Source organism: Halobacillus sp., from assembly GCF_049282395.1.
Lineage (GTDB): Bacteria > Bacillota > Bacilli > Bacillales > Halobacillaceae > Halobacillus.
Window position 1 is genome coordinate 1 of record NZ_JBAPTY010000423.1, and the last position, 14,488, is coordinate 14,488.

The window sequence follows — 14,488 nt, forward strand, 5'->3', positions numbered from 1 at the left end:
GGATAAGCCTGGACCACAGCATGGTCTGTAATCGCGATTGCCTCATGTCCCCATTCTGCCGCCTTAGCGATAAGTCTCCCTGGAGAAACCGGAGCGTCCATTTGACTCATGGTCGTATGAGAATGAAGCTCAATTCGTTTTTCTCCTTCTGGAGCTTCGTCTTTGCGCAGGACCGGTTTAATTTCATTAATGTCATTAGCCATCATGGTGAGTTCACTTGTGAAATTATCTGTTTGAATACTTCCCCGGGCCTTAATCCAAAGACCTTGTTTTACATGCTTAAACATCTCCGCATGATCATCCCCACGTGAGAACATTTTTATGGAGAAAGAATCCGTGTAATCCGTAACTTTAAGAAGTAATAAAAACCTGCCTGACCGCAGTTCTTTCACTTCAGCATCAAACACATATCCCTGCACAATTTTGCGGCGCTCTTCTTCCAGGATATTTTCCATAGGTTCAGGATCCTCTTGAATTTTGTACCCAATTTCAATAGGTCCCTTCGGCTTAGAATCGTCTTTTTCTTTGGCACGCTCTTCTTGATCTTTCACGGCCTGCTGGACAATTTTCTTATCCTCTTTTTGACGCTCTTCCTGGAATTTTTTAATTTGTTCCTGTTCTTCTTTCACACGTGTTGAGACGATATATGGAGGAAGACCTGACTTCACACAAAAGCTCTGCAATGGTTCTTCCAACTTCTTCTTAACGGCATGGCTTTCTGCCAAATTCCTGCAAGTTAACATTATTTTATTTCCAGTTATCTCGGGCTGCTGTTCCAACAAGAGATCTTTATAACCCGGAGACAAATTGGTCATTGTCTTGATAAACCCGTTCCAATATTCAAGCGTATCGCTTTCTTCCATTTCTTTATTATCTGTTTCAATGGTCCATTTTACTTCAGCAATAGCTCTGAAAGTGGATTGGAGTTTCGTCGTAAATAATTCATAAACTGCCGGCGGCAATGGCTGCGGCATTTTAAAATGAAAATGCCACTCTTTCGTTTCCCGATAAACGGTAAGCTTTTCCATCGTACTATCTCTAAAATGAGGTTCAATCAGTTCGTGTGGAAACTGGATCTGTTCCAGTAAATAATGCATTTTATCCTGATTGGTCACACCCAATGTGATTCCTCCCCTATTATCCCCTGTGCAAGGTCTTTACATGAATATACCCCTGCTTCACCTTTAAGCAAGGGTATATAAAAAACTGTTTATGAAGTCAGGCTTTATACCAGTTGGTTACGTAGTTCAAGACTTCTTCTTGTTCTAAATCATATTGATTACTGGACATTCGTTCTTTTACTTCTACAACACCTTCAGAAGCACGCTTTCCTACCGTAATACGCAGCGGAACTCCAAACAGGTCGCTGTCCGCAAACTTGACGCCCGCTCGCTCTTTACGATCATCATACAGAACTTCCACTCCTGCTTCAATAAGTGTGTTGTAAAGAGTGTCAGCTAATTCCTTCTGATCCTCTTTTTTAGGATTTAATGATAACAAGTGTACTTGATATGGTGCAATATTGGCCGGCCAGGTGATCCCGCGTTCATCATGATATTGCTCTACAATAGCTGCGAGCGTACGGGATACACCGATACCATACGATCCCATAATCATGGTCGTAGCTTTACCTTGATCATTTAGGAAAGTAGCTTTCATTCGTTCTGAATAAAACTCTCCAAGTTTAAATACATGGCCCACTTCAATCCCGCGAGCAAACTGAATCTTGCCTTCACCATCAGGAGAAGGATCTCCTTCTTCAATAAAACGAAGGTCGGCATACTGACTGACTTGAAAGTCTTTGCCAGGAGTAACATTGGTGAAATGATAACCTTCTTCGTTGGCCCCGCAGGAAACGTTAACCAGAGCTTCTACCGCAAAATCAGCCACAACTTCAACGTCTTCAGATACGTCAACAGGTCCTAATGAGCCAAAGCCAGCACCTATGATCTCTATAGCTTCTGCTTCACTTGCCAGGTCTATAAGTTCAGCATCATATAAATTTTTAAGTTTTACATCATTTACTTCATGATCTCCGCGGGTAATGGTCATAACAAACTTCTCATCAACTTTAAACAAAATGGACTTTAAACCTTTTTGAAGTTCATGACCTAGGAAATCTGCTACATCCTTCATTGTTTTCTGATCAGGTGTATGGACTTTTTCCATCTCTAAAGGAGTTTCATCAGATTTAGTATATGTCCGGTTCACCGGTGCCATTTCAATGTTTGCGGCGTAACGCGAGGTATCTGAATAAGCTATTACATCTTCTCCTACTTCAGACAGCACCATAAATTCATGCGTATCTTTACCACCCATAGCGCCAGAATCTGCAATAACTGCTCTAAAGTTAAGCCCGCATCGTCTAAATACATTCGAATAGGCTTCAAACATCTGCTCATACGTTCGATCCAGACTTTCATAGGATTCATTAAAAGAGTAAGCATCCTTCATGAGAAACTCGCGCCCTCTCAAAAGACCAAATCGAGGACGAGCTTCATCACGGAATTTTGTTTGAATCTGATAAACACTCAATGGCAGCTGTTTATAGCTTTTCACTTCATTGCGAACCATGCTGGTGATTACTTCTTCATGGGTTGCTCCCAGTGCAAACTCGCGACCATGGCGATCATTTATTCTCATAAGTTCAGATCCAAACGTTGTCCACCGTCCAGTTTCTTTCCAGAGCTCTGATGGTTCAAGTGCAGGCATCAGCATTTCATGAGTCCCAATCTTCTCCATCTCTTCTCTTACAATAGCCTCCACTTTAGAGAGAACACGTCTTCCAATTGGCAAGAAACTATAAATTCCTGAAGCAAGCTGACGTATGTAACCAGCACGAACGAGGAGCTGGTGGCTCATAATTTCGGCATCTGCAGGATTTTCTTTCAATGTAGGGATCAGCATTTGGCTTTGTTTCATTAGATGCACCTCAGTTCTGTGAATTAATAATATTACTTTATAGGTTTATTTACTTAAAAAGCAAGCCGGAAGCCGAAGAGAGCTGTTGTCTCCACCGGCTTCCAGCTCTTTATTTTACAAGAATAGTCGTTGGATATCATTCCATGTAACAAGCAGCATTAATAGCATTAATAAAGCAAATCCGATAAAGTGCACAATCCCCTCTTTCTGAGGATCAATCGGTTTTCCGCGTACCCCTTCTAAACCAACGAACAGTAAGCGTCCGCCATCAAGGGCTGGAAGCGGAAGTAAATTAACAATACCCAGGTTAATGCTTAGAATCGCTGTCCACATGATGAAGTTTGTTAACCCCGTTTTTACCACCTGATCTGTGGCATCATATATACCTACAGGGCCGGATAACATGTCCAGTGAAAATTGGCCGGTCACCAGTTTACCAAGGTTCGTTAATATTAGAGTAGACCATTCATAAGTTTGAGTGAAGCCGAACGTAATCTTTTTAAAGAAAGAATCTTCAAAAGTACGTGCTACTCCTACCTGGCCAATCTTCATATCCTGATTTTCCAAGGATGCTGGAGTTACAGCTATTTGTTCGGTCTGACCCTCTCGCTCAACCGTCACCATAATTTCCTCAGCCGGGTGGCTGCGTACAATAGTAGTGAATTCATCCCAGCTGCTCACGGACTCTCCATCAATCGCAATAACTTCATCACCTTTTTGAAGCCCCGAAGATTCTGCGGGAGAACCTTCTTGAATTTCACCAAGTACCGCTTCATTGGACGGAACTCCTTGAATAAATCCAAGAATCAGGAAAAGAACGATAGCAAGTACAAAGTTCATAAGAGGTCCAGCAAAGAGTTGCATCGCTCTTTGAGGGACGGATTTAGAAGCAAATTGACGATCGTAAGGGGCGATTTGGGTTTCTTTTTCGTCCATGACGAACATAGCTTTCGGATCCACTTCAAATGCCAACCGTTCATCTTCATCAATTTCGTAACCTTCAATCATTAAACGATGATCAAGATCTGCTCTTTCTACCTCAATGACCCGTGCATGAGGATGTTTAGATTTGTTATTCACAATAATCCGCTTGACTTTTCCTTGATCATTGAACTCAAGACCTACATGATGCCCCGCCTTTAATTCAACTAGTTCAGGATCCTCGCCGGCTACGCGTACATACCCGCCAATAGGCAGAAGACGAATCGTGTACAATGTTTCATTTTTTGTGAAAGCAAATATTTTTGGCCCGAAGCCAATTGCAAATTCACGTGCAAGCATGCCAGCTCTTTTGGCAAAAATCAGATGCCCCCACTCATGAACAAACACCAATAGTCCGAACATGAGTATAAATGCAATCACTGTAGTCAAATGAAGCACCTTCCTTTTAATTTAAATGGAAACGAACCCGTTTCCTGGTTTCCTCGTCAATAGAAAGTATGGTAGACAAGTCAGGGTTATGAATACGATCGTGCTTTTCTAAAGATTGTTCAATCTTTTTTTCTATATCCAGAAATGAAATTTCCCCTTCTAGAAACAGCTGAACGGCTTCTTCATTTGCTGCATTCAACACAGTAGTCATTGATCCTCCTGCACGTCCTGCTTCATATGCCATCCTCAGACATGGAAAGCGCTCAAAATCCATTTTCTCAAAGTTCAGAGTAGCGATTTCCTCTAAATTAAGCTGTTTGGTAATAGGTAAATTCAGTCGTTCCGGATAAGTTAAAGCATATTGGATGGGCACCTTCATATCAGGTGTTCCAAGCTGCGCCATGACACTTCCATCTACATACTCAACCATCGAGTGAATAACACTCTCTCTATGAAGAATAACATGGATCTGGTCATAAGGTACATCAAAAAGCCAATGCGCCTCGATGACTTCTAACCCTTTATTCATCATAGAAGCAGAGTCAATCGTAATTTTTGCTCCCATACTCCAGTTTGGGTGATTTAAGGCATCTTTAACCGTCACTCCTGCAAGTTCTTCTCTTGTGTTATCCCTGAAACTCCCACCCGATGCCGTAATAATTAACTTATGGATGTCTTCCTTGCGTTCTCCATTTAAGGATTGGTATATAGCGGAGTGCTCACTATCCACAGGTAATAATTCTACATTGTGTTTATGTGCTTCTGCCATAACAAGATGCCCGGCAGTTACGAGCGTTTCTTTATTAGCGATGGCAATTAACTTCTTAGCCTGGATAGCTTTGAGTGTTGCAGGGAGACCTATACTTCCCATTACAGCATTTACTACTACATCCACCTCATCTGCAACGCTTGCTTCAATCATACCTCCACTTCCTGTAAGAATAGGAGTTCCATTCACATGACCTGCTAGTCTTTTCTTTGTCTCTTCATCTTGTACAACAATTAAGTGAGGTTCAAATTCCTTAATAAGGGGTAAGGCTTTCTCGATATTCCGTCCAAAGGCCATAGAATGGAGGGAGAATTCATCAGGGTGCAGGCGGATCACATCCAGGGTTTGCAAGCCAATAGACCCTGTTGCGCCTAACAAAGTTATTTGCTTCATCATTCGCTCTCCTCTCTATATTGAGATGAAATTAATGAGGTGAAGAATTGGCAGAATGAATATCAAACTGTCAAACCGATCAAGTACTCCACCATGTCCAGGGAGGATTTTCCCTGAATCTTTAACCGCATAGTGACGTTTGAACGCCGATTCCACTAAATCTCCAATCTGGCCCGCTATTGAAACGAGTATAGTAACGAGAATTACGATGAAGAGAGAATGGCTCAGTGGAGCGATTAACTGGAAAATGATTGCTACCAAAACAGCCAGAAGGACACCGCCGACGGAACCTTCAATTGTTTTTTTAGGACTAATCTGCGGCCATAATTTGTGTTTTCCAAAAGTTCTTCCAAACACATAGGCCCCCGTATCTGTAGACCAGACTACAAACAAAGCAAAGAAAATGTAAGAAAGGTCTGCTTCACGCGTTTCTATTAAATAGTTAAAGCCCATCCCTATATAGATAGCTGATAACAATAAGAATCCGGCGTCATCAAAAGTAAAACGATTCTTTACAAGGACGGTATAGCTAAGCAGTACCAGGACAGCCAATAACGTAATTTCCGATTTTGTAATTAAACTTTCCGGGTCCATATAAGCACCAAGGTCTCTGTAGGGAAACATAAGCGCCCACATTAATAACAAGCCCAGCCCGGACGGTACAGAGTAACGTGAGATTTTCTTCATTCTTACAAGCTCCAGTAGAGCGATACTCGCAATAATATATATAAATATTCTGAATGGTATTCCACCGGTCATAACGATCGGTAAAAAAATCATGGCCGCAACTACGGCCGTTATTGTCCGTTGTTTCATATCATTCGTTCACACCTTATACTCCGCCATAACGACGTTTCCTTTTTTGGTAATCTAGCAGCGCCTTTTCGAAATGGCTCTCATCAAAATCAGGCCAATATACTTCAGTGAACCAGAATTCCGCATAAGCTAACTGCCATAATAAAAAGTTGCTCAAACGCTGTTCCCCACTTGTCCGAATTAATAAATCAGGTTCAATTAATTCACATGTGTAAAGATTAGAAGTGAATAGTTCTTCGTTGATATCTTCACTGCTTAGTTCTCCCTCTTCTACTTGAGCAGCTATTTGCTTCACTGCATTGATCATTTCATAACGGCTGCCATAGTTTAAGGCGAAATTCAGAATAAGCCCATCATTATGCTTAGTCTTCTCTGTAGCTTCCTGAACGGCTTTTTTCGTATGGGGAGGCAGAACGTTAAAATCACCAATTGTCCTGACTTGGACATTTCTCTCAATGAGTTCTGGCAAATATGTATTTAGAAAATCTACAGGTAATTTCATTAAGAAATCAACTTCATTTTTAGGGCGTTTCCAGTTTTCGGTAGAAAATGCATAAAGCGTTAAAACTTTGACACCAATATCAGATGCATGTCGAACAATCTTTTTAACCACGCCCATCCCTTCTTTATGTCCGGCAATTCGCGGCATATTACGGTTTTTAGCCCAACGTCCATTTCCATCCATGATAATCGCTACATGCTGGGGCAAATGGCTTTGCTCAAGACCTAGAGGCTGTGGCATAATTTCTTTCTTATTTTTTGTAAATGGAAACTTGAGTGGCATACTTGATCCTCCAGTCCGTTTCTTCCATCTTTCTATTATATACTATAATCCTACAACATGCTGAGCACGACATAAAGACCTGTGCAAAAGAAAGCGTAGAGGCAGAAAATTGTTTCTCTTTTTAAACGCTTAGGGAACAAGAAGTTTTTGGTCCTCCAAAACTGCTGACTTAACATAAAAAGCCGCGCTGCCTAACATCTACAGCGCGGCTTTTTATACCTATTGGCATATCTGAAAATGAAGCAGATTATACTTCCATGATCTCTTCCTCTTTCGTTTTAGCCAACTGATCGATTTTCTCAACGTGCTTGTCCGTAGCCTTCTGCACGTCATCATGATAGGAACGGAGATCATCTTCAGTTAGTTCTCCATCTTTTTCAAGTTTTTTCAAACGATCGTTGGATTCACGACGAATGTTTCGAACCTGTACTTTTGCTTCTTCTGTATATTTGCCAACTACTTTAGCTAAGTCCTTACGGCGTTCTTCAGTCAAAGCTGGAATATTAATACGAACGACATTACCATCACTGGAAGGAGACAACCCAAGGTCTGCTTTCTGAATTGCTTTTTCAATTTCAGCGATCGCTGATTTATCATACGGAGTGATAACCAGCAGGCGAGGCTCTGGAGCGCCAACTTGAGCTAACTGATTCAAAGGTGTTGCAGCACCATAATAGTCTACATATACATTGTCCAGAATAGCCGGGTTTGCACGGCCTGCTCTTACAGTAGCAAGCTGTCGAGAAAAGGCTTGTACGGCTTGTTCCATTTGTTGATTTGTCTCATTAATCACTGCTTTAGACATGATTATTTCCCCCTTACAATCGTTCCAATATTTTCGCCCATTACGGCTTTCTTGATATTACCTTCCTCTGTAATAGAGAATACCAGTAAATCAATATCATTGTCCATACATAATGATGATGCAGTTGAGTCCATAACTCCAAGGCCCTCATTTAATACATCCATGTAGGAGAGCTGATCGTATTTCGTTGCATCTTCATTCAGTTTAGGATCATCGGTGTATACACCGTCTACATTATTCTTTGCCATAAGAATTACATCTGCTTCTATTTCGGCTGCTCTAAGCGCTGCAGTTGTATCTGTTGAAAAATATGGGTTTCCGGTTCCTGCCGCAAAAATAACTACGCGCTTCTTTTCTAAATGACGTATAGCTTTACGTCTAATATAAGGCTCGGCTACTTGTCTCATTTCAATAGAAGTTTGAACACGGGTGGGAATGCCCTGATTCTCTAAACTGTCCTGCAAAGCAAGAGAATTCATTACAGTAGCCAGCATTCCCATATAATCGGCATTGGCACGATCCATACCCATTTCACTGCCGACTTTACCGCGCCAGATGTTGCCGCCACCGACGACCACGGCTATTTCTACACCGAGCTCGGCCACTTCTTTCACTTGACGTGAAACAGATTGGATAATACTTGGTTCTAGTCCGAAACCAGCTTCGCCGCTCAAAGCCTCTCCGCTGAGTTTCAGTACAATTCGACGATAACGAGCAGTAGTCATAGTAACCTCCCGTGTAATTGCTGTTCTTTAAGTTGGTCTGCTACAAATTCTTTAACGCTATGTAGCCTTTGAAAATAGGGAACACGCCATGTGTGTTCCCTATTTTCAGCAGTCATTATTTTTTAACTTGACTCATTACTTCATCTGCAAAGTTTTCTTCACGTTTCTGCATTCCTTCGCCTACTTCAAAACGTTGGAAAGAATTAACAGATCCTCCAGAAGACTTGACAAACTTCTTCACTTTTTGATCAGGATCTTTAACAAAGTCCTGTTCAAGTAAGCAAATCTCCTGGAAGAATTTATTCAGGCGGCCTTCTACCATTTTCTCAACGATATTTTCAGGCTTTCCTTCATTAAGCGCCTGAGTCTTGAGCATTTCGCGCTCACTGTTGATTTCTTCTTCAGGAATAGCATCTGTAGAAACATAACGAGGATTTACAGCTGCAATGTGCATAGCGACATCTTTCGCTGCGGATTCATCTGTAGAACCTTCAAGTACAGTAAGAACACCGATGTTACCGCCCATGTGAAGATAAGCACCAAAAGCGTCATTATCCGTTTTCTCCTGGATAGAGAAGCGGCGCAAGGAGATCTTCTCGCCAATTTTAGCTACTACATCTGTAATATAGCTGCTTAGTACTTCCCCTTCACCATGAAGTTTCTGCTCCAGGGCTTCTTCAACTGTTGCTGGTTTTTGATTGACAAGGTGCTGGCCAAGTTCTTGAAGCAATTTTTTAAATTGGTCGTTTTTCGTTACGAAATCTGTTTCACAGTTTACTTCGAAAAGAACAGCTGTGTTACCTGAGATTTCAATTGCGGCTGCACCTTCAGCAGCTACACGGTCTGCCTTTTTCTGTGCTTTGGAAATTCCTTTTTCACGAAGCCAAGCCATTGCTTCTTCCATGTTTCCATCTGTTTCAGTAAGTGCTTTCTTACAATCCATCATTCCAGCACCAGTTTTTTCACGAAGTTCTTTTACCATTTTAGCGTTTACAGCCATTGTAAAGCCTCCTTATGAGTTGAACTAATTTTATTATGTTTAGCACCTTGCACCGAAGTACAGGCGCATTTCTTCTTTAAAAAAGGTGATAAAAGGAATTCCCCCTTATCACCTCCTGAAACATCATTACTCTTTAGCAGCTTCTACTTGAGCTTCTACTTCTTCTGTAACTTCAGTTTCTTCCCCTTGCTTAGCTTCAAGGACAGCATCTGCCATTTTAGAAGTAAGCAGCTTAACGGCACGGATTGCGTCATCATTTGCCGGGATAACGTAATCGATTTCGTCCGGGTCACAGTTTGTGTCAACCATACCTACAATAGGAATGTCCAATTTATGAGCTTCCGCAATCGCAATGCGCTCTTTCCGAGGATCGATGACAAACATTGCATCTGGAATACTCTTCATTTCTTTAATACCACCTAGGAATTTAACTAGACGATCTTTTTCTTTAAGCATGTCAACAACTTCTTTTTTAGGAAGTACATCTGTTGTACCGTCCTCTTCCATACGCTCAATATCTTTCAAACGATTGATACGCTTACGGATTGTTTCGAAGTTTGTAAGAGTTCCGCCCAACCAACGTTGGTTGATGTAATACATGCCGCAACGAGTTGCTTCGTCACGTACAGTATCCTGGGCTTGTTTTTTAGTACCTACGAAAAGAATGTTTCCACCATTAGCGGCTACATCTTTCACAAAATTAAATGCTTCATCTACCTTCTTAACGGTTTTCTGAAGGTCGATGATATAAATTCCGTTACGCTCCGTGAAGATATATTTTTTCATCTTCGGGTTCCAGCGACGGGTTTGGTGTCCAAAATGAACACCAGCTTCTAAAAGCTGTTTCATAGAAATTGCAGACATAATTGTTCCTCCTGTTTGGTTTATTTTTAGTATCCTCCGCCTTTATCATTTTCTTTTACAAACTCTTTTGTAAGAGCAACCTATAAAAGAATCCAAAGACGTGTGTATTGACACCGACAGTAAATATACCATACCACCGTAGCTCTATCAAGTTTTTCACTTAATGTTTTTGCTCAAATTTAATAAATAGTTCAATTTCTGTTTTACCTCTGTCTAATTTCTTCGCGATCTCATCTACAGAATATCCTACTCTTCTTAACTCTAAAATTCGGTAGTTGTCGCTGCGTTCAAAAAAGTCCTTCCCCTCGTTAGACAGGGGTGGTGAATAATTAGTGTGCTCTTCTGAAGATTTTACCTTATAATGCTTAGTGGATATAGACTCATCGGCAATTGCCTTTCCACCCTCTGTTTTTTGATCATTTATCGAATGCTTTTCGGGCTGAAGCCAACTGCTCATTCGTTTGTTCTCTTCTTTAATTTCCATTAAATAAGAAGTAAACATATCTTCAATTTCTCTAGCTACTTCCTCCTGACGCATTTCAAGCTCTTCAGTTTTTTTAACTCTGGTGGAGATCGTTAAAAGGGTAAGTATTATGACTCCGTCAATAATAAAGCTGATGACTAATAAGAATATGGCCATCTTGGTTTTCACCTGCTGTGCACGATTGGTCCGTAAAACCTTGTCGTTTGTTTTTGGTTATTCATAGTGTAGCTAGTCTTCTAATGGACGAAGGACTATTTCACCTTTATGTATTACAGCTTCTACCAGGCTGTAGAGACTTTTCACCCTGAATTCGTAATGACCAAACCCTAGCTGTACGTTATCAAATAGTTTACCTTCTGCCTGCACCTTGGCGTCTTCTAAGTCTCTAATCGTTGACTCTAAACGTTTAATCTGATTGGTAAGATCTTCAATATCTTCTTCTGTTACCATTAATGATTTTCGCTGGCGAAGAAAAGCGATCTTTTCCTTAGAGGACAAATTGCCACTGTCTCTCTTTTTCTGGTCAAGCTTGTTACCTAGAAGAACTAATTTCTCTTTTTCTACTTGCTTTATACTTAGCTGATTAGATATTTGTCTTCTCTTCTCTTCAACATTTTTATTCATACCTACATAAATTCCGGTCTTAGTATTCATACGATTGCCTATGTCAAAAGCCTTCACTTGACTCCCGGCTGATACTCTGCCTCCAATAATGTTTCCTTTTAGACAGAAAACGCCGCGATTGGCCACACAGTCACTATGCAATATAGAATTTTGTATAACTATATCTTCTCCAGCCTCTACGGTGGCTTGATTAATGTAGCCTGCACGTATAAACTGATCAGCCTTTATAAAAGATTTTCCTAACCCGGCGATTCCTTCTGAAACGTGGATAGATCCCCCGGCATAAATTTGTGCTCCTTCTACCATTCCATACACCGTAATGTCGCCTCGACCTTTTAAACAGTATCCTGCAGGGACATTGCCATTAATAATAATAGAACCAACAAAATCAAGGTTGCCTGTTTTCAGATCCAGATCTCCTCTGACTTCAAATAGAGGCTGCACACGGAGACCACGTTCGTCTGAACTTATCTGGCCATCAATCTTGGAATAGTAGCTATAATCGGCAGACTTAAATGCTATGTTTTCTCCTGGTTTAAGACGTGGAAGTTTTCCAGGAACAGCTTTAATAACTTCTCCATAAATGTTCTTCCCATCTATCCCCCTGGTCGGTGGTGTCAGGTAAGCAATTCGTTTACCTTCCTGAACCGAAGGAATAGATAGTATATCTCTAAAATCAGCTTTTTCTCTTTCTCTTCTGCCTAGTTGATAGGGTTTTTCAAAAACAACTGCTCCGTCCTTTCCATGAACAGGATCTTTACCTATAGCTGCCAGCAGAGATTGGGCTGAAGTGGAACCTGTGTTTACACGATTCTCCAGGGCCGTTTCCATGATACCAAAAGAGACATTTCTTTCTTTCAACTGAAGAAGGATATCATTCAGCGCAACTTCACCTGGTTGAAATTCTGACATTTCTATGTAAGCTTCCATCTTATCCTGAGAAACAGATATCTTCATACTATTCTGTTTTTCACCACACTTTCCCCTTGTATTTAAGAGTTCATCATATCGCTTAATGCGGCTTTCAGCTTAAATATGGCCTTTGCGTGTATTTGAGAGATTCTTGAAGTAGTTAAGTTAAGCACTTCGCCAATTTCCGTCAGTGTAAGCTCCTCATTGTAAAATAAACTTATCACCAATTGTTCCTTCTCATTAAGCTTTTGAATTTGAGTCGCGAGCTCCTGATAGTTCTCACCTTGAATCATTGATGCAGAAGGAGTCATTGTCTGTTCATCAGGGATCGAGTAACCAATTCCTTCTTTATGCTCCTCACCCCCGTCTTTCGGCCTTTCTTCCATTGAAAGAACATTAGCATATAACGAATCTTTCACCGTTTCTTCCACTTCTGCAGCTGTCATATTTAATTCTTTTCCGACCTCCGCAGAAGTTACCGGCCGCTGAAGACGCTGCTCCAGTTTTTCAGTCATCTGCTCAATTTTTTTCGACCGATCTCGGACCGAGCGAGGGAGCCAGTCTTCTTTTCTTAAACCGTCCATAATAGAGCCGCGGATTCTAAAAGAAGCATATGTATCAAATTTTAAATCTCTTGTCGTGTCGAACTTCTTCAGTGCATCATATAATCCAAGCATTCCTAAGCTTCTGACATCGTCCTTACTCACGCTTTTGGGTAAGTGGGCAGATATCCTCTGCACGTGGTAGCTAACTAAGTAATCATAAAGCTGAACTAATTGATTAGCAGCTTCCCCATCTTTATTGGTTGTCCATAGTTCCCATAGTTTTTCTTCTTGAGGAGATGAACAGTTTGCCATGATAACCCTCCCTGCTCTTTCTATAATCAATCACTTATCCTGCTTTTTATCTTCTTTTAAAAGTATTCGGATATTACCAAAATCCCCTTTGATAAAGCTCTTCTGCTCTATTTTCTCAATGAAGCCGGTCAAAGTTTTTTAGAGCAGCCACTACATCCCCTGTCAGTCTTCTTTATTATAGGAGCCGTTAAAGAAATAGAAAAAGCTTGTGGCACCTCGGATGACAGAGGTTTGCCATAAATTAGACAAGAGGGTAAGAGTATGAAAATTAGCAGCGTACAAGTTCCAGTAATAGAGCTACTTATCAAATAATCATTTCTTCCTTATTAACAGTTTTTATATGAAGATTTGAAGTAAGCGGATTAAACTCAATAGTCCTGCCATTTTGCCCTCCAACATCCTGAGCTTCAATAGGTATTCGCAAACTAGCAAGCTTTTTCTTTACAGCCCCAACATTTCTAGGACCTATCCTCATCATTTCACTCGTTGGTGTAAAATGAAACATTTGGGCGCCCCCTGCAATTTTTGCTTTTAATCGGAAGCTGTCAGCCCCTGATCGACTTAATTTTATAAGTAGATCTTCTATAGCGGTATCTGCATATTTAAATCGATTAATATCTCCCTTCCTGGCTAATGAAGAGTCAGGAAGCATAATATGAGCCATACCTGCAGCCTTATGGAATTCATCATATAGTACTATACCTACGCATGAACCAAGCCCTGAGGTGCGGAGTTTTTCTGAGCATTTTGTTACTTTTAGATCAGCAATACCCACTTTAACCATTTGGGTCATCTTAGTCATAATCTGATACTCCCAGGGCTTTAAACAACGTATCATATGAATCAGGGTCTGGAAATAAGAAGAAGTGTCCTTCTACAGATTCTTTACTCTCATCAGATGGGTCTGTCAGGCAAGTCTCGATTACAATGCCCTGATCACTGACTAGGGATAGTTCCAGTAAACCGAAACTTAAGATGGCTCCTGCCATATCCATATTTAATGAAGGAACAGAGGGATAAAGCGTCAATTGTGTGAAATCTGAAAGGGCTGTAAGATAAGATCCAGACAGAATATTCCCTAATTCTTTGAGAGCTGATACACCAATTTCCATAGAGTTGGAATTATGAATAGTAAAGGACGCATCTCCAGTCATGATTCTTA

At 40.9% G+C, this 14,488-nt stretch carries 15 protein-coding genes; all 15 read right to left on the reverse strand.

Annotated features, from left to right (window positions below; genetic code table 11):
• Positions 1–1,115 (reverse strand): PolC-type DNA polymerase III N-terminal domain-containing protein (locus WAM07_RS17555; RefSeq protein ID WP_422168697.1); only part of this gene is annotated, 1,115 nt, incomplete at its 3' end.
• A 103-nt stretch (positions 1,116–1,218) separates the two neighbouring features.
• Positions 1,219–2,922 (reverse strand): proline--tRNA ligase, encoded by a 1,704-nt coding sequence (locus WAM07_RS17560; protein ID WP_422168684.1) that lies wholly within the window; start codon positions 2,920–2,922, stop codon positions 1,219–1,221.
• 114 nt (positions 2,923–3,036) lie between these two features.
• Entirely contained in the window at positions 3,037–4,293 is a 1,257-nt protein-coding gene (gene rseP / locus WAM07_RS17565) for an RIP metalloprotease RseP (RefSeq protein ID WP_422168685.1), read from the reverse strand.
• A 16-nt stretch (positions 4,294–4,309) separates the two neighbouring features.
• Positions 4,310–5,455, reverse strand: a complete 1,146-nt coding sequence (gene dxr / locus WAM07_RS17570) for a 1-deoxy-D-xylulose-5-phosphate reductoisomerase (protein ID WP_422168686.1) — start codon at positions 5,453–5,455, stop codon at positions 4,310–4,312.
• Positions 5,456–5,470: 15 nt separating this feature from the next.
• On the reverse strand, positions 5,471–6,271 hold the full coding sequence (locus tag WAM07_RS17575; RefSeq protein WP_422168687.1) for a phosphatidate cytidylyltransferase: 801 nt from the start codon (positions 6,269–6,271) through the stop codon (positions 5,471–5,473).
• 16 nt (positions 6,272–6,287) lie between these two features.
• Positions 6,288–7,055: an isoprenyl transferase gene (locus WAM07_RS17580; protein WP_422168688.1), complete on the reverse strand. Its 768-nt coding sequence runs from the start codon at positions 7,053–7,055 to the stop codon at positions 6,288–6,290.
• A 247-nt stretch (positions 7,056–7,302) separates the two neighbouring features.
• Positions 7,303–7,860 (reverse strand): ribosome recycling factor, encoded by a 558-nt coding sequence (gene frr / locus WAM07_RS17585; RefSeq protein ID WP_224892419.1) that lies wholly within the window; start codon positions 7,858–7,860, stop codon positions 7,303–7,305.
• Positions 7,861–7,862: 2 nt separating this feature from the next.
• Positions 7,863–8,585 (reverse strand): UMP kinase, encoded by a 723-nt coding sequence (gene pyrH / locus WAM07_RS17590; RefSeq protein WP_422168689.1) that lies wholly within the window; start codon positions 8,583–8,585, stop codon positions 7,863–7,865.
• 115 nt (positions 8,586–8,700) lie between these two features.
• Positions 8,701–9,585 (reverse strand): translation elongation factor Ts, encoded by an 885-nt coding sequence (tsf, locus tag WAM07_RS17595; protein WP_422168690.1) that lies wholly within the window; start codon positions 9,583–9,585, stop codon positions 8,701–8,703.
• A 126-nt stretch (positions 9,586–9,711) separates the two neighbouring features.
• Positions 9,712–10,449, reverse strand: a complete 738-nt coding sequence (gene rpsB, locus WAM07_RS17600; protein WP_422168691.1) for a 30S ribosomal protein S2 — start codon at positions 10,447–10,449, stop codon at positions 9,712–9,714.
• A 160-nt stretch (positions 10,450–10,609) separates the two neighbouring features.
• Positions 10,610–11,089, reverse strand: coding sequence for a DUF6115 domain-containing protein (locus tag WAM07_RS17605; RefSeq protein ID WP_422168692.1), 480 nt, complete (start codon positions 11,087–11,089; stop codon positions 10,610–10,612).
• A 72-nt stretch (positions 11,090–11,161) separates the two neighbouring features.
• Positions 11,162–12,514 (reverse strand): FapA family protein, encoded by a 1,353-nt coding sequence (locus WAM07_RS17610; protein ID WP_422168693.1) that lies wholly within the window; start codon positions 12,512–12,514, stop codon positions 11,162–11,164.
• Positions 12,515–12,549: 35 nt separating this feature from the next.
• A complete protein-coding gene (locus WAM07_RS17615) occupies positions 12,550–13,326 on the reverse strand; it encodes a FliA/WhiG family RNA polymerase sigma factor (protein ID WP_422168694.1) in 777 nt (258 codons plus the stop codon).
• A 304-nt stretch (positions 13,327–13,630) separates the two neighbouring features.
• Positions 13,631–14,128: a chemotaxis protein CheD gene (locus WAM07_RS17620; RefSeq protein ID WP_422168695.1), complete on the reverse strand. Its 498-nt coding sequence runs from the start codon at positions 14,126–14,128 to the stop codon at positions 13,631–13,633.
• Positions 14,121–14,488 (reverse strand): chemotaxis protein CheC (locus tag WAM07_RS17625; RefSeq protein ID WP_422168696.1); only part of this gene is annotated, 368 nt, incomplete at its 5' end. The genes WAM07_RS17620 and WAM07_RS17625, both read right to left, overlap by 8 nt.

Bases quoted from the DNA above. Each gene is read 5' to 3' on its own strand.
- WAM07_RS17560 (WP_422168684.1), bottom strand. From the start codon at position 2,922: ATGAAACAAAGCCAAATGCTGATCCCTACATTGAAAGAAAATCCTGCA.
- pyrH (WP_422168689.1), bottom strand. From the start codon at position 8,585: ATGACTACTGCTCGTTATCGTCGAATTGTACTGAAACTCAGCGGAGAG.
- dxr (WP_422168686.1), bottom strand. From the start codon at position 5,455: ATGAAGCAAATAACTTTGTTAGGCGCAACAGGGTCTATTGGCTTGCAA.
- frr (WP_224892419.1), bottom strand. From the start codon at position 7,860: ATGTCTAAAGCAGTGATTAATGAGACAAATCAACAAATGGAACAAGCC.
- WAM07_RS17575 (WP_422168687.1), bottom strand. From the start codon at position 6,271: ATGAAACAACGGACAATAACGGCCGTAGTTGCGGCCATGATTTTTTTA.
- rpsB (WP_422168691.1), bottom strand. From the start codon at position 10,449: ATGTCTGCAATTTCTATGAAACAGCTTTTAGAAGCTGGTGTTCATTTT.
- WAM07_RS17620 (WP_422168695.1), bottom strand. From the start codon at position 14,128: ATGACTAAGATGACCCAAATGGTTAAAGTGGGTATTGCTGATCTAAAA.
- WAM07_RS17610 (WP_422168693.1), bottom strand. From the start codon at position 12,514: ATGAAGATATCTGTTTCTCAGGATAAGATGGAAGCTTACATAGAAATG.
- WAM07_RS17605 (WP_422168692.1), bottom strand. From the start codon at position 11,089: ATGGCCATATTCTTATTAGTCATCAGCTTTATTATTGACGGAGTCATA.
- WAM07_RS17615 (WP_422168694.1), bottom strand. From the start codon at position 13,326: ATGGCAAACTGTTCATCTCCTCAAGAAGAAAAACTATGGGAACTATGG.
- tsf (WP_422168690.1), bottom strand. From the start codon at position 9,585: ATGGCTGTAAACGCTAAAATGGTAAAAGAACTTCGTGAAAAAACTGGT.
- WAM07_RS17580 (WP_422168688.1), bottom strand. From the start codon at position 7,055: ATGCCACTCAAGTTTCCATTTACAAAAAATAAGAAAGAAATTATGCCA.